The following is a 20,614-nucleotide window of genomic DNA, read 5'->3' as shown; positions in this document are numbered from 1 at the left end:
TACTTGAACGGGTTAATTGGAAATCAGAGACAAGCTGCCTGAGTATAATTACTCACTACAAAAGTGACATACTCCCAGCTAAATCTTCTCTCTCCGAATCTGCGGACAAGGCAAAAGAAGCTCTCACTCAAACTACGAATTCTGCCGTTAATGTTGTTAATCAAACTACAAACAATGATTTAGGTACTGTAGCGGAGAAAACAGAAAAAGCGAGGATTTCTATATCTGAAGTCGGGAATCAAGCAGTTAGTCGCGTTAGTGAAACTACCAACAAAGCTGTTGATGCTGTTTCTCACTCGGCGGCAACTGCTAAAGAAACTATTAATCAAACTACTAACTCTGCGGTCAATACTCTGAATCAAACAACTAGCCAAGCTGTAGAGAGTGTAAATCAAGCAACAGAAAAGGCTAAGATATCATTGGAAGATAGCATACACAAGGCGGAAAATATGAGCGATGCCGCTTCAAATGCCATTCAAAATGCTATCAATGGTACTGTTAAAGATTGGATTAATTCTCACCCTGTAGTCTTCTGGTTGGTGAGTCACCCGCTGATATCTTTAGCAATGTTGCTGGTATTTATATTCATTATCTTGGGTTTCTTACAGGCTTTAGGTAGTTTTTTTGCAGAAGGATGGTTATTTATTCTGCAAAGCCCTGGAAAATTTATGCAAGGGGTTTTGAGTGTTGCCTCTAAATCTGTAAGTAATGTCGGTGGAGTGGCTGTAAACTCATTAGTTTCACAGAATCCCGAAGACAAAAATAATTCAGCTTTACAATTGAGGGAAGTTGAATCAAACAGTTTGGAATCTCAAGAACGACTGGCTAATATTTTGACAAGGTTGGAGGCAATTCGACAAGAGCAGAATCAGCTTTTACAAGAAGCGTCCGCTATTTTAGGCAAGCAATTTAAGCCAGAGTGATCGGGTGTAGCCCGATCGCAACTCGTGGTAAATTTAATACATCCAGGCTTTCCATCAAAGCCAGATCAATAAAGGCTTGTAGTCGATCGCTCAATACGCCATGCCCGATTCCGAATTTTCCGACGATCTCAAATGGACGCCTGATGCCAAGGCCAAGCTGAAAAATATTCCCTATTTTGTCCGGGGACAAGCTCGCATCCGCATCGAGAACTTGGCCCGCGAAGCCGACACCGAAGTTGTCACAGTTGACTTAGTGGAGCAAGCTCGCATCGAGTTTGGGCAATAAGGGATCGAAAGGTACGCTAAAGCTTTAGACTATTAATTGCGTTGTAAGGACAAGGACTTAAAGAAATAGTGCGCAAAATAGTTATAGCTGGCAACTGGAAAATGTACAAAACTAGGGCAGAATCCCTAGAGTTTCTTCAAGGATTCATGTCCTGCCTGACGGAAACCCCAGAGGAACGGGAAGTCGTGCTTTGCGTTCCCTTCACTTCCTTGGCTGTCCTCTCGAAAAATTTGCACGGCAGCCGGATCAGACTCGGTGCTCAGAACGTTCACTGGCAAGAGTCGGGAGCTTTTACTGGGGAAATTTCCGGGCCAATGCTTAGTGAACTTGGTGTGCGCTATGTCATCGTAGGGCACAGCGAGCGGCGGCAATATTTTGGGGAAACTGACGAAACGGTGAATTTGCGGCTGACAACTGCTCAGAAATACGATTTAATTCCGATTCTGTGCGTTGGGGAAACCAAGCAACAGCGAGATGCAGGGGAAACTGAATCTCACATTTTTTCTCAGTTGGAAAAAGATTTGGTTGGTGTTGACCAGCAGAAATTGGTAATTGCTTACGAGCCTATTTGGGCGATCGGCACTGGCGATACTTGCGAAACTAAGGAAGCTAACCGAGTTATTGGTTTGATTCGCAGTAAATTGACTAATCCTGGCGTGCCAATTCAGTACGGTGGCTCTGTTAAACCGGAGAATATTGATGAAGTTATGGTCATGCCTGAGATTGACGGGGTTCTGGTAGGCGGTGCGAGTTTGGAAGCTGCGAGTTTTGCTCGAATTGTCAATTACAAGTTGTGAAAATTTAAGTAGGGGCTGGTGATAACGCCAAAAATTTGTCGGCAGTTGCTTAAATTTGTGTTCTTACCCGCCCTGACTGGGATAGTTGGGCGATCGAGCGACTTTGTACGAAATCTGCGCCTCTGAAACCCCTGGAAAGGGCGGGTTTTGTACAAAAATTATTCAGGGAGAGGCAGAGACTTTTTGCTAAACCAGCCCCTAAAAGTTATCTGTTATATTTTCAAGTAGAGCGATTTAGAATAACTCATGACCGATCGCAAATTAACCATTAGAAATAAAGCTTTCGAGTGGAGAAAACGCACTTATTTAATGGGCGTTTTGAATGTTACCCCTGACAGTTTTAGTGACGGCGGAGATTTCTATACTATAGAATCTGCTTTATTGCAAGCGGAAAATATGGTAAAATTGGGGGTAGATATTATTGATATTGGCGGTCAATCTACTCGGCCCGGTGCAGCGGAAATATCCTTAGCAGAGGAGAACGATCGCGTTATACCTCTCGTACAAATACTGCGGGAAAAAGCCGATATTTTTGGCTCAGTTCCTATTTCTGTCGATACTACCAGAGCGCAGGTTGCTAAAGCTGCGGTTGAGGCGGGAGCTGATATAATTAACGATATTTCGGGAGCTACTTTTGACTCAGAAATGCTGTCAACTGTTGCTAAGTTAAAAGTGCCAATAATTTTAATGCACATTCGGGGAACTCCCCAGACGATGCAAAAAATGACTGATTATCGCGATTTAATGGGGGAAATTGGGGAATTTTTCGAGAGTCGAATTGCGGCGGCAGTTGCTGCGGGGATTGACAAATCTCAAATAATTATCGACCCTGGTATTGGCTTTGCTAAGAATTACAGTCAAAACTTAGAAATTCTGCGCGAGTTGCGAAAATTCCGTGTTTTAAACTGTCCGATTTTAGTCGGAGTATCGCGCAAAAGCTTCATCGGTCACATTTTGAATCAGCCAGAAGCGAAACAAAGAGTTTGGGGGACAGCGGCGGCTTGTACAGGTGCGATCGCAAATTTGGCAGATATCTTGCGAGTTCACGATGTCAGAGAAATGCACGATGTTTGTCTGGTTGCCGACGCTATCTTCAGGAATCAGTCTTGAGAAGTGTGAGTATCGATAACTTTCATTTCCCCGCCCTCAGAATGAGGTGTCACATCCGGAATAGAACCCATCAAATTGTTCAGAGCTTCTGTCATGTTCTTCGGGTCCATAAACAAAATTTTGGCATTGTCGCTCTCGCCGAGTTTTTGTTGAGCGTCCAAGTATTTTTCAGTTACTAAGTAATTCAAAACTTGCTTGCTATTCGGATGGGAGTCTAAAGCTTCAACTAAGAGCCTCATGTACTCCTTAGTGCCGATCGCCTTATTGACCATTGCTTGCCACTCGCTCTTAGTGGCGCGCTCCAATTCCATAGCTTCTTGCACCCTTTTCGGAGGTGTAATGCTTTGAATTTCCACCCTAATTACTTTGACGCCCCACGTTTCAGTAGCTTCGTCCAACTTCTTGAGTAACTTTTTATTCATGTCATCTCGGGAACCCAAGATGTCTTGCATTGGCAATCGACCAATTTCAGCGCGAAACGTCGTTAAAACTAAGTTGGCGATCGCATTTTCAATTTGATCGATTCCATAATAAGCTTTCTGTAAATTCACAACCCGCCAATACACAACGGCATCGACTTCGAGAGCCACATTATCTCCCGTGATTGCTGACTGAGGTTTAATGTCTAAAACTCTTTCACGGCTTGTGTCCACGCAGACGACTTTTTCGACCAGGGGACTGATAAAGTGGAATCCTGGCTTTAGGGTGCGCTTGTATTGACCCAAACGTTCCACTAAAGCTTCATCGCCACCGCTGACTATTTTGACGCTGGAGTTAACAGCGTAGCCGACGATGAGCGCAAAGAGCATGGTAAGAATAGACTGCCCCATTTCTACTTTCCTGCTAAGGTTGATTGAGAATCGATCGAAATTCTACTCTAATTTAACTCAAAATCTGCCTCACAGTGCTAAGATATCACGACTGTTAATAAGTCCTAACAGTTACTCGTATTCCCTCGGACTCTTGCCTTGGAGTCTTGACTCGGACTTAATGTGCCCGATTTGACGGCAGGATATCAACAACACATTTCCACAAAAATGAAAAACGATCGAGAGTTTCGCTTGTTCAAACCTTTGAGGTGGATCGCCCCAAGCATTTTGGTGGGTGCAGGAATCTGCAATGCCGCAGCGGCCCAACCTGCACAAGCTGAGCCAATCGCCCTGCAACTCTCGCAAAACTTGCAGTCGCAGAACTTGCAGCCACCGCGCCGAGGGCCGGCAGTTCGGGAAGTTATGTCCTACGAAATGAAGGGAGACGAACTCAGGATTTGCAAGCAGCAAGGCAACTCCGAGAAAAAGTGCCAAGTTGTAGGTAAAGGCTACACGCTGGGTTTGAGAACTGCCAACGACCTTTACGGTCAAGGAAATATTGTCAATGCCGAAACTTTGTACCGGCAACTAATCGCTCGCTATCCCAAACAAGCGGATGCTTATTACAAGTTGGGAACTATGCTGTCGGGGCAAGGTAAAATGAGCGATGCGATCGTTCTATTCCAAAAAGCAATTGAAGTCAACCCGGAACACGCCAAAGCTCACAACGATTTAGGCGTGGCGATGGCAAGTCAAGGGCAGTTGCCCGAGGCAATTGTTCAGTGGAGACAAGCCGTTAAAATTAACGATCAATATCCCGATGCTTTAAACAATTTAGGAGTCGGTTTGTACCAGCAAGGAGACAAGGAAAACCAAGCGGAGGCAGTAGCCAGCCTCAACAAAGCTAAGGAGTTATTTATCAAGCAAGGTAGAACTCAAGCCGCTAACAGAGTCGATAAAATTTTGGAGGAAATGAATTCGGCGTCGAGTGGCTCCTAAACTCAACCGCCGATCGGACATTGAAACAAAAAACACCATAGGCGATCGGCGTTAATCAGCGTTCAACGGCGGTTAAATACCCCCAAAAACGAGATTTTAAAGCATTTCCTTCAAAACTTGTATAATCAAATCCCCATCCACCCGATCGCTGACAGCAGCCTCACCCAAGCGCACCGGCAGCACAAACCGCACCTTGCCATCCTGCACCTTCTTATCGAGTTGCAAAGTATGCAAAATTTCCTCAACATCTACACCCGCAGGCAATTTGGCAGGTAAACCCGCTTTTTCAATCAAAGCAGACTGGCGGCGATCGCACTCAGCATCCCACATTCCCAACTCCACAGCCAACCGGCTTGACGCAGCCATGCCGATTGCTACTCCTTCCCCGTGATTGATCACCTTGTAATTGGTCAAACTTTCCACAGCATGACCGATGGTGTGCCCGTAATTCAAAATCGCCCGCAAACCCGATTCCTTCTCGTCTTTGCTGACCACCTCAGCCTTAGCTTGGCAAGACCTGCTCAAAATTTCTGCCAACAAATCCGCCTTCACATAGCGCATTTGATCCAAACGCTTGCACTTCTCCAACTTCCCGAACAATTCAGCATCCCAAATCACCCCGTACTTGATGACTTCCGCCATCGCCGAACGAAACTCCCTCGCCGGCAGAGTTTTGAGTACATCCGGGTCAATTAACACCAAACGTGGCTGGTGAAAAGCCCCGATTAAATTCTTCCCTAAAGGATGATTTACCCCCGTTTTGCCGCCAATAGAAGCATCAACCATCGCCAGCAGCGAAGTCGGAACCTGCACGACATTAATTCCCCGCAGCCAAGTCGCGGCCGCAAAACCCGTCATATCGCCAACCACCCCGCCGCCCAAAGCCACCATTGTCGAGGAACGTTCTAAACGGTTTGCCAAAGCCGCACCGTAAATTTTCTGCACCGAATTTAAAGTTTTGTACTGTTCTCCCGGTGGTAAAATGCAGCTACTGACTTCCAGACCGGCCGATTCGAGGGCTGCTGTTGCTCTTTCGCCGTACTGCCGAAAAATCGACTGATTCGATACCAGCAGCACTTTTTTGCCCAAACTTAGATCGCCCATCTGACTGCCGAGTTCGTCTAAGCCGCCCGATCGCACGCAAACATTGTAAGATTGTGGCCCCAAGTCAACTTTAATTATGGATTGCATATTTATCTAATTTAGATATTAGATTTTAGATTATAGTTCTTATAGGTCTTTTTATAGATTGTTTTGGAGAAATTGCAGTCAGCACCCCGCACTGAAGTAACGGGCTTGATGCCTACAACTTCAGTTAGTTGACCAGCTATCGTCTTAACTGAGTACGTTTTTTGAGTCACGACACCGGGAGAATGCGTAGCTAGTTCCTCGCTCTGTCGTCAGCGGTTAAACAGTTTTACGAGGGGTAAGACAGTGCTGCTGACCTAACAAGCTCACTAAACATTGGCGAAGCTAACATTACCCCGAAAGGGAGGCTCTAAGAAAGAGCAAACCATTATGCGTACAGAGTGAAAGGTTTGAAGCAGTAATTGTCCTGTTGAAGGTTCATTACAAAAGAACCCCGAACTAAGTAATTCCAAGGCGGTAAAGGTGTAAATATTCAAGGCGGTTGAAACCGCTCGTATCGTTTCCCTCTCAGGTCTAAAGACGCTGAGAAACCCACTTACCGAGGATTTTTATGACTCTTAGCGGAATAATAACTTATTTCGGACTTTTTGGCGGCATGATCGGCTTGGCGACAGTGCTGATGTTTGGTCTGCGGGCTGTCAAACTCATCTAATTTGCTAATTTAGATGTCAGAACCAGAGGATTTAATCTCTGGCAAAAGTATCAGTTGGACGAAGTATTTGCGCCAAAAATCTCTGATTAAATCTGTGGATTGACCGCGCAAATACTTCGACTAATATAACTTTAGGCTAGAAGTGATTAATTTGATATTTGACTTATTGACAATTGCATAACCAATACTAATGAATCCCACCCAGAAGATACCTCTTGGCACGCAGCAACAGATCCAGAAAAGTGTTGGGAAATGGAACGAAAGTATGGATGGAAGTTGCTGCGAATTAAGAAAGTCGGAGGAGATATTTTAAAAGTCTATTTTATCTTTAAAGGACAAACTCGATTCCCCAATTATCTAGAAGATGAGGAGGAGGATTAATTATGCGAAAATATATCATTTTCAAGGCTCAATCGATGTCAGCAGAAGGCTGGGAAAATAGAATGTTGGCTCACACTGGGGCAACAACTGACATTCTCTGCGAGTATTACGATTCCTCTGAGGAACCTCTACCTCAACCCGGAAATCGTCCCTACGAGTTTTACCGGATTGAAGAGTTCGACGATCCGCAATTCCCCGACAGCGATACTCACTACCGAGTCGGAGATTGGGAAGTTGTCAGGGTGGAACAATACTCAACGGAGGCACCAGGAAGCAACTACGATTTGATTGCTGTATGTTATTGTCAGTACGCACCTAAACCTAGTCCGCTGATGCCAGCCCCAAGTGCTCGTATTTCAATCGAGTCGTTTGGAGGAGATGAGGCAGCTTATCAGCAATATCTTGAGAGGAATGCTAAATCTGAGGTTTATTCGCCTTGAAAATGAGAAGTATCCCAAGAAGAGATTAAGGTCGTACTTATCTGGGCCGTTTCTTCACTTGTTCGTAGGGAAAGCAGTCAATAACGTTAGATAGCATATAACTACCTTTGGAGTCAGATGCCATCAGTTCTAGATAGACATTATTCGGGACTTCAAAATATCTATATATCTTCCCGCTATTGAAAACAACTTCGAGGGTAGACGTTGTTTCGTCATAACCTACAGCTTCGATCGTGCTGGATTCGACTGGTTGTAGTTTCATTATTGACTGATAAGTAAGCCCACCATAAAAAAACATAATACTCAGCTCCCCGAATTCTGGAAAAAGTCGGGTATCTCATGCGCTATCGCGTCTTATTTCCCCTAAAATAACTTTTACCAGACCCCCTATCTAAAATCTAAAATCCCAAATCTAAAATCGATATGTCTCATTCCACCGATATCGTCACCCTTGGCCGCTGGATGGCCGCCGACTTCAGCAACCAAGCCCAAGCATTTGAAAATCCGCCCTTTTTCGCCCACATCCGCGTCTGCATGAGACCTTTGCCCGTCGAAGTTCTGGATGGGCTCAGCTTGTACCTAGAACAAGCCTACGATATTGAACTGAATGTACCGTACCGAGTCCGAGTTTTAAAATTAGTCCCGGTGGGCGATCGAATCGACATCGAAAATTATGCCATAGAAAACGAAGAACAATTCTACGGCGCTTCCCGCGACCCGCAACGGCTGCAAGACATCAAAAAAGCACAACTGACACTGCTCCCGGGCTGCACCTTTATTACGCAGTGGACGGGCAACAGCTTCAAAGGGTTTGTCGAACCCGGAAAAGGCTGCATGGTGGTCAGAAAGGGCAAAAAAACTTATCTAGACAGCGAATTCGAGATTGACCAAGACAAATTTATTAGCCACGATCGCGGACGCGACCCAGAAACCGACGCCCACGTCTGGGGAGCCCTCGCCGGCCCCTTTGAATTCACCCGCCGCGCCAGTTTCGCCGACGAAATTCCGGTTTAATAAAAAAAAACTGAGTCCCTCCTGGGCGAACACGCTTGATTAAAGGTTCAGAATGCACCATTACCTGGTACATTAACCCAGTATTGGCAAGCAAGATTCACCGTTGATTTATGAAAGTCCTGGTTATTGGTGGCGATGGCTATTGCGGTTGGGCAACCGCACTCTACCTTTCTAACAAGGGTTACGAAGTTGGCATCCTCGACAGCTTCGTGCGGCGGCACTGGGATCTGGAACTGTGCAGCGACACCCTCACTCCCATCGCACCGATTCAGCAACGACTCCAGCGATGGCAAGATTTAACGGGCAAGTCGATCGACTTGTTCGTCGGTGACATCACCAACTACGATTTTCTCAGCAAAAGCATGAGAAAATTTGCACCAGAGGCGATCGTCCATTTTGGCGAACAGCGTTCTGCCCCCTTCTCGATGATCGATCGCGAACACGCAGTCCTCACCCAAGTCAATAACGTTGTCGGGACACTCAACCTGCTGTACGCCATCCGCGAAGATTTCCCCGACTGTCACCTAGTGAAATTGGGGACAATGGGCGAATACGGCACGCCGAATATTGATATTGAAGAAGGCTACATCACGATCGAACACAACGGCCGCAAGGATACACTACCCTATCCCAAACAACCGGGCAGTTTCTACCACCTTTCCAAAGTCCACGACTCCCACAACATCCATTTTGCTTGCAAAATCTGGGGTTTAAGAGCCACCGACTTAAATCAGGGCGTAGTCTACGGCGTGCTCACAGATGAAACCGGCATGGACGAACTGTTGATCAACCGTTTGGACTACGACGGAGTATTCGGTACAGCATTGAACAGATTTTGCATCCAAGCTGCGATCGGTCATCCTCTGACAGTTTACGGAACTGGCGGACAAACCCGCAGCTTCTTAGACATTCGGGATACCGTGCGGTGCGTGGAATTAGCGATCGCCAACCCCGCCGAAGCCGGACAATTCCGAGTCTTCAACCAATTCACCGAACAATTCAGCGTCGGCGACTTAGCCTCATTGGTGCAAAAAGCAGGCACGGCAATGGGATTAAAAGTAGAAATCAACAACATCGAAAATCCCAGAGTCGAGAAAGAAGAACATTATTTCAATGCCAAAAACACCAACTTGCTAGACCTCGGCTTGCAACCGCACTACCTCTCAGATTCCCTGCTCGATTCTCTGCTGAATTTTGCCACAAAATATCAGCACCGCGTCGATAAAAATCAGATTTTGCCGAAGGTTTCTTGGAAGTAAGTTCTGGTATCTACCTGCGGGGTAAGAGATTTTTTAACGAACCGCGAAGGCGCGAAGGGCGCGAAGTAAGAGAAAAAAAGGGAAGAGAGGAGAAATGTTTGCAAGTTCTGAATCAATTTCGGTGTAGATTACTTTTTTCATATCTATCTTTTTTATCTTTTGCTCTGTGTTCTCTGCGTCCTCTGCGCTTAATTGAAAAATGGCATAAGGTTTTTACTGCTGGCTTTTTGGGAATAAAGCCGTGAAAAGTCGAATTCTTATTCTGTTGCTTTTGATTGTTCGGCCCGGATTTTTAGCTAGTGCAGTTTGTGCTTATTATTTAATACCGGAATGGGTTGCACTAACGGCGAGTAATAAAAATTACCGCGCCCGTTAGCTAAGCGCCTTCTGCTGGGAAAAGGAAATCTTAATTGCTAAAACTGCACAGGAAATTCACAGAATTAATTGCTTTGCCGAAGGTGTGGGATTACTTTTAGGTGGGATAATTGTATCTATCGGAATTCACGGAGTTTGTACCTTACCGTTAGAAAAATATCGCTCGTAATTAGTGGCAATGAATCTGCGAACCGAACCATACTTAAACCAGGCAAGTAAATGGCCGAAAACAGGTCGTCACATTCTGGCACAATTTGACGAAAATACCGTTGTAGTGTACCAAGCTTACCGTCCGGCGATCGGTCTTTTTGCAGCGGAACAAGGTTATTTCGGTGGGGAATTTAGTCTGAATCGCATGAGTTGGATTAAGCCCAATTTTCTATGGATGATGTATCGATCGGAATGGGGAACAAAACCCGGACAAGAAGTAATTCTGGCTATTTGGCTGAAGCGATCGGCTTTTGACGAAATTTTAGCATCGGCTGTCCATTCTAATTTCGTTCCAGCAGTGTATGGAAGCGAAAAATCATGGCAACAAGCTGTTAAAAATTCGGCTGTACGGCTGCAATGGGACCCGGACCATCACCCAAATGGATCGAAAATGGATCGGCGGGCAATTCAACTCGGTTTGCGCGGCAGTGTTTTAGCTAGTTACGCGCGAGAATGGATTGTTAAAATTGAGGATATTTCCCAATTCGTACAGCAACAGCGTCAATATAACGGAGGCGATAGCACGCAATTACTGACTCCTTGTGAGACAGTGTATCCTGTCATCGACCCCGACATCTCCCAGAGGCTAGGATTATCGGCTCTCTAAGTAACTTACTATGAAAATTGCTCTTTTTACTGAAACTTTTCTGCCGAAAATAGACGGCATTGTCACCAGACTGATTCACACTGTAGATCACTTGCAGCGCGCGGGCGAACAAGTTCTGATATTTTCTCCAGATTACGGGATTAAAGAATACAAAGGCGCCCGAATTTACGGTGTGGAGGGTTTGCCTTTGCCGATGTACCCGGAATTGAAAATGGCACTTCCTTCTCCGGCTGTCGGTCGCCAATTAGAGCAGTTTAAACCGGATATTATTCACGTTGTCAATCCCGCAATTTTGGGATTGGGGGGTATATATTACGGCAAAAAGTTCAACATTCCGATTTTGGCTTCTTACCACACCCATTTGCCGAAATATTTGCACCATTACGGTTTTGGAGTCCTCGAACCTTTATTGTGGGAATTGCTCAAAGGTGCCCACAATCAAGCAGAACTGAATTTGTGTACTTCTACAGCAATGGTGGAAGAACTCAGAAGCCACGGCATTGAGCGAGTAGATTTGTGGCAGCGGGGCGTAGATACTGAAATGTTTGTCCCCGAATTGGCAAGTCGAGAAATGCGATCGCGCCTTTCGGAAAATAACCCAGACAGTCCACTGCTGCTGTACGTCGGCCGCCTCGGTGCAGAAAAAGAAATCGAACGCATCAAACCAGTCCTCGCAGCTATTCCCGACGCCCGCCTCGCCCTAGTGGGAGACGGCCCGCACCGGCAAACTCTCGAACAATATTTTGCCGGCACCCCCACTAATTTTGTCGGCTACCTCAAGGGGCAAGAACTCGCAAGAGCTTACGCATCGGCCGACGCCTTCATTTTTCCCTCCCGCACCGAAACCCTGGGGTTAGTGCTCCTAGAAGCAATGGCTGCGGGGACGCCCGTAGTGGCGGCGCGCAGCGGCGGAATTCCCGATATCGTCACTGACGGCGTTAACGGATATTTATTTGACCCCGCCGACGAAGGAGGATCTCTGGCCGCCACCCAGCGTCTGTTTGCGAATCCCGAAGAACGGGAAACCATGCGCCAAAACGCTCGCCGAGAAGCCGAACGCTGGGGTTGGGCAGCGGCTGCCGCACAACTGCAGCGCTACTATCAATCAGTGGTATTTGCCCAGTCTGTGCCCAGAGCGGCCTAAATCTCAGGATCTGTAGAACCTTTAAACCTCACCGACAGTTTAGCTTCGCTGTTCGATCGTCAGTGGGTAGCGAGGAGGGATGTCCTCAAAGACCGATAGAACTTTTTTGCTGCATAAATTACCGTAGCTATCGTGGTGTTGCGTTTACCATTAAACTATGAGTAGCTCTGTAGGAATGCCTTGCGCGCTGCTTTCATAGCGCCCTTCACCTAACCGGATACGGTCGCCGAGTGCGCTAAAACAGTCACACCGCGCAGCAGCCGAGCACAGAGGGTCAAATCCACATTGCACTCTCGATCGAACGAAAGCTTGGGAGCGAATTTTCAGGCTAGAAGTGTTCCGAACTCAAGTTCAGCTTTAATTGACGAACCCTCATAATTATCGAGGTTGTAAAAAAGATCGATCGAGCATATGTAACAAGCCAACAGAAGTTGCGTGCGCCACTGTTGAGCTCACAATTCATCAAAGCGACAAGCGAGTGTCGGCGCGTTTCCAAACAACTTAAATCGTTTGTACCGCAGCAGAATCAAGCGCCGATCGACCTGCGGGTCAGTCTACCCCTCTGAGAAAGCAGTTAATCATGACATTCTCCAATGCTGGTAGCGTTCTGGCTACAATGACTCAAGTCAATTTTATGGGGGCATTGACCTCCCGTGTTAAGAGCCTGCCAGTTCCTGAATTAGTGTGCCTGCTGGACTTTATCACGGCTGAATTTCAGCAATTTATCCGGGCGATGGACCTGATTAACAATGAAGCACTCGAAACTCTCTTAGAGCAACTGTTAGATGCCTTCACTGTCAAAATTGGTCAAATTCTGCAAGCAGACCGGACAACAATTTTTTTGGTTGACTCCAACAAAAATCAACTGTGGCACAAAACAGTCGATGCACTTGGCGAAGATTTAGAAGTTCGTTTGCCGATGGATGCAGGCATTTTAGGCTACGTAGCAACAACCGGAAAATCGATAAATGTCGCGTCGGCTCGATCGCACGAGCATTTTAATTCCGAAGTAGACGAACCACCGGGCTACCAGATCGAGACCATGCTCTGTATGCCGATTTTTAGCAGCAAGAGCCAACACGAACCCGTAGCGGTGGTCAGACTGTTAAATAAAGCTGGCAATGTCCCCTTTAGCGAGGAAGACGAACAGCAGTTCCAGGCTTTTGCAGATTCGATCGGGATTATTCTCGAAAGCTGTCAGTCTTTCTACGTCGTGGCCCGCAACCAGCGAGGGGTTGCCGCACTGTTGAGAGCGACGACCACTTTGGGTCAAAGTCTTGACTTGGAAACAACTTTGCGCGCTGTCATGGATCAAGCTCGCGACTTGATGCAGGCCGATCGCAGCACGCTATTTTTGTTAAATCGGGAAACCAACGAACTCTGGACAAAAGTCGCCAAGGCCGACGGCAAAACGATGGTGGAAATCCGCATTCCTGCTAATAAGGGAATTGCTGGTTACGTGGCTTCGACTGGTCAACCTCTAAATATTACAGATGCTTACGACGATCCCCGCTTTGACCCCTCTACAGACCAGCAAACGGGATACCGCACTCGGACGGTCTTGTGTATGCCGGTGCATAACGCTAAAGGTGAGCTGATCGGGGTGACTCAGCTAATTAATAAGAACCAAGGTACTTTCACCACTTCCGACGAAGAGTTTTTGCGAGCGTTTAATTCCCAAGCCGGAATGGCGCTGCAAAATTCTCAACTGTTTCAGAACGTGATGGTGGAAAAGCAGTATCAAAAAGATATGCTGCAAAGTCTTTCCGATGCAGTGATTTCCACGGATTTACAGGGGCGAGTTGTAACGATTAACGAAGCGGCGCTGGAATTGTTGGGCTGTCCGGTAAATCAAGCTAAAAGCAAACACAATCCCCAGATTTGGGAACAAAAACTGATCGACCGCTATGTTTGGGAAGTTGTGCCGATCGATAATTTGCAATTTAGACTCGAAGACAGTCTGCACAATGCTGCCAGACATTACGTTCCCGAACAAAGTTTAACAGTGGGACTGTTGGTGGAAAAAACCTGTTGTTCCGCAGAAACAGCAGCAGCAAAAACAGAAGAAGAAATAGGAGAAGAAACTTACATTTTGGCTGTGCCCGATCGCACTGACCCGAATTTATATTACGCTTGGGGCGAAAACAGCGCCTGGACTGAGGAAGTAGCCCTGGCAGAATTAGCTAATTCCCAATCTCTATTTTCGCTGCCCAATGCAGCCCGGTATCACCCTTATTGTCCGCTGCCCATCCCCGCCTCTGCAATTAAAGTAATTGAACGCAGTTTGAATTTGACTGTCAACCCGCTGATCAATCCAGAAGGCGGCGTGCGCGGCGGTTTAGTGGTACTCGAAGACATCAGCCACGAAAAGCGGATGAAAAATACCATGTACCGCTACCTGACTCCTGGAGTCGTAGATAAAGTGATGGCCTTGGGTGAAGGCGCCCTGATGGTGGGCGAACGCAAAGAAGTGACTATTTTATTTTCTGACATTCGCGGCTACACCTCGCTGACCGAAAATCTGGGAGCGTCCGATGTGGTATCCCTGCTAAACGACTATTTTGAGACAATGGTGGAGGCCGTTTTCCACTACGAAGGCACTTTAGACAAGTTTATCGGCGATGCTTTAATGGCGGTGTTCGGCGCGCCCCTGCCGCTGAATCCCCCGGAAAGTCACGGTTGGATGGCGGTGCAGTCGGCTTTAGATATGCGCCGGCGTTTGAAAGAGTTTAATGATTCTCGCCCCGGTGCAGATCCGTTTCGCTTCGGAATTGGGATTAGTTCCGGAGAGGTGGTTTCGGGAAATATTGGGTCCCAAAAGCGAATGGATTACACGGTAATCGGGGATGCGGTGAATTTGAGTTCGCGCTTGGAACAGCTTACAAAGGAGTACGGCTGCGATATAATTTTGAGCGAATTTACCTACAGTTTGTGCCGCGAAGGGATTTGGGTGCGAGAGTTGGACAAGGTGCGGGTTAAGGGCAAAAACCAGCCGGTGGGTATTTACGAGTTGCTGCAAAATACTTCTGAACCCATCGATGGGGAAACTGTTCGGTTTTTGGAACTTTACAGCAACGGTCGGAATGCTTATATTGCTAGAAATTTTCACCAAGCTATTAGTTGTTTTGAAGCGGCTTTAGCGATACGACCTAGCGATCGACCTGTGGAAGTTCACATCGAGCGCTCCCTCAGCTATTTGGAAATACCTCCGCCCGAGGATTGGGACGGCGTTCATACTATGACAAGAAAGTAAAACATGATATCACATCCGAGTGAGCAAATGTAAAAAGATTGGATATTTTTTTATATCTTCCTTATGACAGAGTTAACAAGTGGAAAAATGTGAAAACATAAATCGGATGCCATATTAAAGTTTAGTATTTATTTCCAGGCTAGCAATTAAATGAGTTATTTATCTGTTCCGAATGCCACAAAAGCCGATCGGATTCTGGTGGTAGACGACGCACCAGATAATGTTTTGTTGGTTCAGACAATCCTGGAAGAAGAAGGTTACGAAATTAGCACGGCCGAGAACGGCTTTTCTGCCTTGAGCCAAATTGACAAGTCAGCCCCGGATTTGGTACTGCTAGACGTGATGATGCCGGGGATGGACGGTTACGAAGTCACCAAGCGAATCAGACAAAATAAGGAATTGCCCTTTATCCCGATTTTGCTGATCACGGCTCACGACAGTGCGAGCGTAGTCCAGGGATTGGACATGGGAGCAGACGATTTCATCCGCAAACCAGTCGAAATGGATGAACTGCTGGCGAGGGTACGATCGCTCCTGCGGCTGAAACACAGCGTAGACGAGCGCAATTCGATCGCCCTCCAGCGCGAAGATTTTGTCTCCCGACTCGCTCACGACTTGCGGACGCCCCTCGTAGCAGCCGATCGAATGCTAACTTTAATGCAGCAGGGAGCTTTGGGAGAAATTTCCCTTCCCATGCGCGACGCTTTCGGGACGATGGTTCGCAGCAACAGAAACCTGATCGCGATGGTAAATATGTTGCTGGAAGTATACCGCTACGAAGCAGGCCGCAAATCCCTAAGTTTCGCTCCCGTGGACTTGCGCCAGCTCATTAATGAAGTAGCTGAAGAACTCGCTCCCCTAGCCGATGCTAAAGGTTTGTCCGTAAATTTAGACTTGACAGAAAGTGCAGAAAGTGCACCGATTGCGAAGTATCCGGGCGATCGTCTCGAACTGCACCGCTTGATGACAAATTTAATCGGAAATGCGATTAAATTCACCGACAGCGGCTCAATAGATGTCAGCTTAAAAGCTGCTAATTCACCTGCTTATACTAGCTTCAAAAACCAACCGCTGGCATGGGTAATTATAGAAATCAAAGACACCGGTGCCGGCATTTCGCCCGCAGCACAAACTAAGTTATTTGAAAGGTTTGGCCCGGGAACTCACTTGCGGTCGGGTACAGGTTTGGGACTACACCTCTGCCGCCAAATAGTAGAAGCTCACCGCGGTACGATAGAGGTAAAATCAGAGTTGGGCAAAGGCAGTTTGTTTACTATTCGCTTGCCTTGTTAGAGCGGTATAAGTAACTCTAACTTGGCGCGAAATGCGCACATTACCGCTTATAATTAACTCTAATGTGTAGGGTGCAACCTAAGCATATACTCGAATTATCGTTAATTTACCGGATGTCAGATAATTACTTGGCAACCGAATTTATGGCAATATGTCTAACTGTCCAGTGTGCGGTACTGAATACATAGAAACAGCAGAGTTTTGCTCGATTTGCGGCTGGGATTTGACTCCCTACCCGCAACGTGCTAAGCCTTCCAAAACTTATTTAAAAAAAGAAGAAGTTAGATTGCAGTGGGCAAAAAAAATGTGGGAATTGGCCCGCAATCAACAAAATTGGTTAGCTAAATTTGATGAGTTGCAGGGGGAATTGCAGCAAGGTGCGATCGCCCGCACATACCTTCAATCTCAGTTAGAATGGGTTCTGTACCGCCTCGAACAACTAAACCCCGAATTGATTGTCAGCACTCTACTGCGGCTGGAAGACAAAATCGGCGCCATACCTGACTCAACTCCGGCAATTTCCGAAGTGGGAATGGACTACCGACAACTGACAAAACTATTAGAAACCGGAAAATGGCGCAAAGCTGACGAACATACTTGGGAAATCTTGCTGCAAATAGCTGTCAGGGAAGATGAAGGCTGGCTGAGTGCAGCCGATATTGACAGTTTTCCTCCTACAGACCTTCGCACGATCGACCGACTTTGGCAACAATACAGCAGCGGGCGGTTCGGGTTGAGCGTGCAGCAGCAGATTTGGGAAAGTACCGAGGCAAATTATACTGAATTTTGCGATCGAGTCGGCTGGCGAGTTAAGGAAAATTGGAAATATTACAGCGAGCTCTCCTTCAACGAAGATGCTCCCCCCGGACATCTCCCCGTCACCGCATGGAGGCAGCGCGCCTGTTACGGTGCCGGTAAACTCACCGCAGCAGAAAACTTTGCCCGCATCGCTGCGAAACTCGCAACTGGCGATCGGTAATCATCCAAAATAAAAAATTCAAAATCGACATTAACTGCTATAATCAAAACGGTTTAGCAACTGGGGCTGTGGCTCAGATGGATAGAGCAAGCGCCTCCTGAAGAATCGGGCACCCTGCGAGGAAACTCTGGGAGTGAATGTGGTCAAATTTGGTGAAACCTAAAGAGTTCATGGGTTCCTATGACTCTAAGGCAATACCAAGCCAAGCCTGAGTTCAGGGCGATCAAACAATCGCCTATATTGAAATCAGGAAGGTTTAGAGACTAGACGGTCACCACCTAAAAGCTGCAAGCATATGGTGAAGGTATAGTCCAGAGAGTGAGGAAACTCACACAAATCTGAAGCGCTAGGCCGCCGGTTCGAACCCGGCCAGTCCCGTTAAAAATCAAGAAAAATTAAAAGCAGGAGGGGGAAGCTTAGTTTTGCCCCTCTTTTTTGTATATCCGCTAACGAATTCGCCCAAGGACGAATACTTGCTTGAAGACGAGGACTTACGCAGAACCTCTCTCTCTAGAGTCCATCTGAAATCTCAAATCTCAAATCACCTGTTTAAGCCCCACCACAAGCGTAGAGTCAATCTAAAATCTAAAATCTAAAATCTAAAATCTACGATCCCCCGACCATTTTTTAATTTTTAATTTTTAATTCCTGTTAGTGGGCTGTACGTGCGGTATTTTTTGTTATGGTTCCTTTGTGAGTTACATAAAGTTTTTATAGGTTTAGATGTGGTTAAGAATCAATTCAAACACGCAGCGTTACAAGCGTTTGAACACTTCACGCAGTTTTTGGTTCCTAGTAGGGCTTTTGATCGCGTGCTGGTTTGGCTATCAGCAGGTTAAGAGCGAATTTCAGAGACCCCAAGCTGTGTTAGTTCTAGGTGGGGCTACGGAGCGAGAGGTGTTTGCCGCCAAATTTGCTCAGAAGTATCCTGAATTGCCAATTTGGGTGTCGTCTGGGAGCAATCCGGAGTTCGCGGAATGGGTGTTTTCAGAAGCGGGAATTGAGTCCGATCGCCTGCACTTAGACTACAGAGCGGTGGATACGGTAACAAATTTTACCACCCTGGTAGATGAATTGAAAGCTAGAGGGATTGAGAGCGTGTATCTGATCACTTCTGACGATCATATGCGGCGAGCTCAGATTATCGGCGAAATCGTGCTCGGCAGTCGAGGCATTAGCTTTAAGCCTGTGGCAGTTCCGTCTGGGCGAACCCCCGAACCGGTGGAAAAAGCTGTTCGCGACGGTGCTAGAGCTATTCTTTGGCTGACAACCGGTTATACGGGTGCTAACTTCAGCCAAGCCAGAATTGAATAAACAAAGGGAAGCATTGAGCAAGTGCTAAAATCCTTTTCGCTTCCCCAAGGTTTTAAAACTTGTCTCCTATAATAATTTAACGAACCGCGAAGACGCTTATGACCAATGCGTAATAGAAGGAGTAGTTTAAAATCAGTAGGTGAAATTCAAGAGCCAAAGTTAATGACAGACCAAATTTGGAGCCAATTCTGCCACAAGTTTTTGAGTGACAGCAAGAGTGCGGATGCTGTTTTTTCGGCTTTGGTGCCGGCTTTAGGCGAAGTGTTAAATTGCGATCGGGTCTTTCTCTACCTCCGCAATCCTGAAACGCAAATGGGCAGAGTACCTTACTGCTGGCGTCGCAACTCGAACATTCCAGAGGTTTGGGACGCAGAATGGAAAAAAGAACCGGAATCTTTAGGGGAAGAAGACCCTTTGTTTGCAGCAGCTTTGCGAACTGAACCTTCGATTTTTGTTGAGGATGTTGAAACAGCGAATCCTGAAGTTGTCAACAAAGATTTTGAGGCAAAAAATTTCGGACATCGAGCTTTGATTCACGCTCACCTTTGTTCTGACGGCTTATTGTGGGGGGTTTTGCAGCCTTGTATTTTCGATCGCCCCAGAGTTTGGACTGACTTCGATCGCCAAGTTATCGCAGCAGTTACAGAAAAAATTGCGCCTCTAGCTGTTGCTTATGTCACCGCCTCAGCATCAAAAGATGAGCGATAAAAATCAATAATTGACTTGTAGGGAGGGGGTGGGCAATGAATTAATGTAAACTTAAGACTAAAACCACGTCTAGATATGGGTTTTAGCCGAATCTCAATCCCCTTTTTGGAAGACGAAAGACCGTTTTCGGTTCCCCCCTTTTTAAGTTAGGAGGGATCGATGCGCTAATTTTTACACAAAAGTGGGGTACTAAATTTGAGCTGATTGTTCTCACCAATGGTGAGGTGTGCATCGCCCTAGGGATAGACTTGGTGCACTATTCCTGTTTAAAAAACGCTCCAATTTTGAATGCCCCGACTGCTGAAAATCCCTTGAGCACGACTAATATCATCCTCAGTGCCATCTACTACCACTAAATAATCGCCGGCGTGCAGGCGATCGGTGTAAATTCTAGCTGTTTCTTCGGGAATGCCCAAGTCCGTCAAGGCCTTCACTACTCCACCGAAAGCCGCAGCCGCGACGCCAGTGCTTGCTACCCCAGCCACCAGTGAGGCGCCGAAAGTCCCCGCTGCAATCATCGGCCCGATTCCGGGAATAGCTAAACTTCCGAGACCCACTAGCAAGGTGGCTAAAGCAGTATTTGTGAGAGTTTCTCCTACCACTCCCGCTCCTGTGTCTAGATTTTTATCGCCCACCTGAGCGATCGTTTGAGTATCGCCTAAAGACTCGCCTGCATCCCTAGCAACAACCGAAACTTTATCCATTGGAAACCCGGAAGATTTCAATTCTGTCAGAGCTTGCTCGGCATCTTAGCGGTTAGAAAACAATCCCAAAGCGCGGGTCTGATTGCTTGTTACCATATGTTTCTTCTTATCCCCTGTAAAATTAAACTCAAATTCAAGCCTAATTATTGCGCTTGTTTTCAATTACTTATATTGATATTTTTCGATGTTTATCTTCAGCATTCATCTA

General features: G+C 46.6%; 21 protein-coding genes. 17 read left to right on the top strand and 4 right to left on the bottom strand.

Annotation, left to right across the window (positions count from 1 at the left end; genetic code table 11):
* From QUA78_RS23520 to folP, 4 genes are all read left to right on the top strand, one after another.
* On the top strand, positions 1-923 hold a 923-nt coding region (locus tag QUA78_RS23520), incomplete at its 5' end, for a hypothetical protein (protein WP_333303503.1).
* A gap of 100 nt (positions 924-1,023) precedes the next feature.
* Positions 1,024-1,209 (top strand): PCP reductase family protein, encoded by a 186-nt coding sequence (locus tag QUA78_RS23515; RefSeq protein WP_333303504.1) that lies wholly within the window; start codon positions 1,024-1,026, stop codon positions 1,207-1,209.
* A gap of 68 nt (positions 1,210-1,277) precedes the next feature.
* Positions 1,278-2,006 carry a triose-phosphate isomerase gene (tpiA, locus tag QUA78_RS23510; RefSeq protein ID WP_333303505.1) on the top strand — a complete coding sequence of 243 codons (729 nt, stop codon included), beginning with the start codon at positions 1,278-1,280 and terminating at the stop codon, positions 2,004-2,006.
* 246 nt (positions 2,007-2,252) lie between these two features.
* Positions 2,253-3,116: a dihydropteroate synthase gene (gene folP, locus QUA78_RS23505; RefSeq protein WP_333303506.1), complete on the top strand. Its 864-nt coding sequence runs from the start codon at positions 2,253-2,255 to the stop codon at positions 3,114-3,116.
* On the opposite strand, the gene QUA78_RS23500 is transcribed toward folP, so the two are convergent.
* The gene (locus QUA78_RS23500; RefSeq protein ID WP_333399045.1) at positions 3,107-3,925 is read right to left on the bottom strand and encodes a stomatin-like protein; all 819 of its coding nucleotides are present in this window, start codon (positions 3,923-3,925) and stop codon (positions 3,107-3,109) included. The two genes, folP and QUA78_RS23500, sit on opposite strands and share 10 nt — an antisense overlap.
* Before the next feature lie 183 nt (positions 3,926-4,108).
* On the opposite strand from QUA78_RS23500, the gene QUA78_RS23495 reads away from it, so the two are divergent.
* Complete coding sequence (locus QUA78_RS23495; RefSeq protein ID WP_333303508.1) at positions 4,109-4,924, top strand: tetratricopeptide repeat protein; 816 nt, start codon at positions 4,109-4,111, stop codon at positions 4,922-4,924.
* A gap of 96 nt (positions 4,925-5,020) precedes the next feature.
* Here the strand turns inward: QUA78_RS23495 and aroB are convergent, their stop codons facing one another.
* On the bottom strand, positions 5,021-6,115 hold the full coding sequence (gene aroB / locus QUA78_RS23490) for a 3-dehydroquinate synthase (protein WP_333303509.1): 1,095 nt from the start codon (positions 6,113-6,115) through the stop codon (positions 5,021-5,023).
* Positions 6,116-6,623: 508 nt separating this feature from the next.
* Here aroB and petL point away from each other — a divergent pair.
* From petL to QUA78_RS23475, 3 genes are all read left to right on the top strand, one after another.
* Positions 6,624-6,725: a cytochrome b6-f complex subunit PetL gene (gene petL, locus QUA78_RS23485; RefSeq protein WP_333139216.1), complete on the top strand. Its 102-nt coding sequence runs from the start codon at positions 6,624-6,626 to the stop codon at positions 6,723-6,725.
* Between the two features lie 252 nt (positions 6,726-6,977).
* Positions 6,978-7,106 carry a hypothetical protein gene (locus QUA78_RS23480; RefSeq protein WP_333303510.1) on the top strand — a complete coding sequence of 43 codons (129 nt, stop codon included), beginning with the start codon at positions 6,978-6,980 and terminating at the stop codon, positions 7,104-7,106.
* A 2-nt stretch (positions 7,107-7,108) separates the two neighbouring features.
* Entirely contained in the window at positions 7,109-7,546 is a 438-nt protein-coding gene (locus tag QUA78_RS23475) for a hypothetical protein (RefSeq protein WP_333303511.1), read from the top strand.
* Between the two features lie 37 nt (positions 7,547-7,583).
* Here the strand turns inward: QUA78_RS23475 and QUA78_RS23470 are convergent, their stop codons facing one another.
* The gene (locus QUA78_RS23470) at positions 7,584-7,808 is read right to left on the bottom strand and encodes a KTSC domain-containing protein (RefSeq protein ID WP_333303512.1); all 225 of its coding nucleotides are present in this window, start codon (positions 7,806-7,808) and stop codon (positions 7,584-7,586) included.
* Between the two features lie 161 nt (positions 7,809-7,969).
* Between QUA78_RS23470 and QUA78_RS23465 the strand changes: the two genes are divergently transcribed.
* The 9 genes from QUA78_RS23465 to QUA78_RS23425 all read left to right on the top strand — a co-directional run bounded on the left by QUA78_RS23465 (position 7,970) and on the right by QUA78_RS23425 (position 19,702).
* Positions 7,970-8,560: a chromophore lyase CpcT/CpeT gene (locus tag QUA78_RS23465; RefSeq protein ID WP_333303513.1), complete on the top strand. Its 591-nt coding sequence runs from the start codon at positions 7,970-7,972 to the stop codon at positions 8,558-8,560.
* A 110-nt stretch (positions 8,561-8,670) separates the two neighbouring features.
* Positions 8,671-9,819 (top strand): NAD-dependent epimerase/dehydratase family protein, encoded by a 1,149-nt coding sequence (locus QUA78_RS23460; RefSeq protein WP_172186113.1) that lies wholly within the window; start codon positions 8,671-8,673, stop codon positions 9,817-9,819.
* A 553-nt stretch (positions 9,820-10,372) separates the two neighbouring features.
* A complete protein-coding gene (locus QUA78_RS23455) occupies positions 10,373-11,011 on the top strand; it encodes a DUF4291 domain-containing protein (protein ID WP_333303514.1) in 639 nt (212 codons plus the stop codon).
* A 10-nt stretch (positions 11,012-11,021) separates the two neighbouring features.
* Positions 11,022-12,155 carry a glycosyltransferase family 1 protein gene (locus QUA78_RS23450; RefSeq protein WP_333303515.1) on the top strand — a complete coding sequence of 378 codons (1,134 nt, stop codon included), beginning with the start codon at positions 11,022-11,024 and terminating at the stop codon, positions 12,153-12,155.
* Between the two features lie 580 nt (positions 12,156-12,735).
* Complete coding sequence (locus tag QUA78_RS23445; RefSeq protein WP_333303516.1) at positions 12,736-15,408, top strand: GAF domain-containing protein; 2,673 nt, start codon at positions 12,736-12,738, stop codon at positions 15,406-15,408.
* A 150-nt stretch (positions 15,409-15,558) separates the two neighbouring features.
* Positions 15,559-16,701 carry a hybrid sensor histidine kinase/response regulator gene (locus tag QUA78_RS23440; protein WP_333303517.1) on the top strand — a complete coding sequence of 381 codons (1,143 nt, stop codon included), beginning with the start codon at positions 15,559-15,561 and terminating at the stop codon, positions 16,699-16,701.
* Positions 16,702-16,852: 151 nt separating this feature from the next.
* Positions 16,853-17,680 (top strand): GUN4 domain-containing protein, encoded by an 828-nt coding sequence (locus QUA78_RS23435; RefSeq protein ID WP_333303518.1) that lies wholly within the window; start codon positions 16,853-16,855, stop codon positions 17,678-17,680.
* Between the two features lie 723 nt (positions 17,681-18,403).
* A complete protein-coding gene (locus tag QUA78_RS23430; RefSeq protein WP_333303519.1) occupies positions 18,404-18,994 on the top strand; it encodes a YdcF family protein in 591 nt (196 codons plus the stop codon).
* Positions 18,995-19,156: 162 nt separating this feature from the next.
* Positions 19,157-19,702 (top strand): GAF domain-containing protein, encoded by a 546-nt coding sequence (locus tag QUA78_RS23425; protein ID WP_333303520.1) that lies wholly within the window; start codon positions 19,157-19,159, stop codon positions 19,700-19,702.
* 266 nt (positions 19,703-19,968) lie between these two features.
* Here QUA78_RS23425 and QUA78_RS23420 read toward each other — a convergent pair whose 3' ends face one another.
* Complete coding sequence (locus QUA78_RS23420; RefSeq protein WP_333303521.1) at positions 19,969-20,406, bottom strand: hypothetical protein; 438 nt, start codon at positions 20,404-20,406, stop codon at positions 19,969-19,971.
* Between the last annotated feature and the right edge of the window lie 208 nt (positions 20,407-20,614).

It is taken from the genome of Microcoleus sp. K4-B3 (assembly GCF_036704615.1).
Taxonomy (GTDB): Bacteria; Cyanobacteriota; Cyanobacteriia; order Cyanobacteriales; family Microcoleaceae; genus Microcoleus.
Note: the sequence above shows the minus strand (reverse complement) of the source record. Positions and strands in the feature narration are given on the sequence as shown.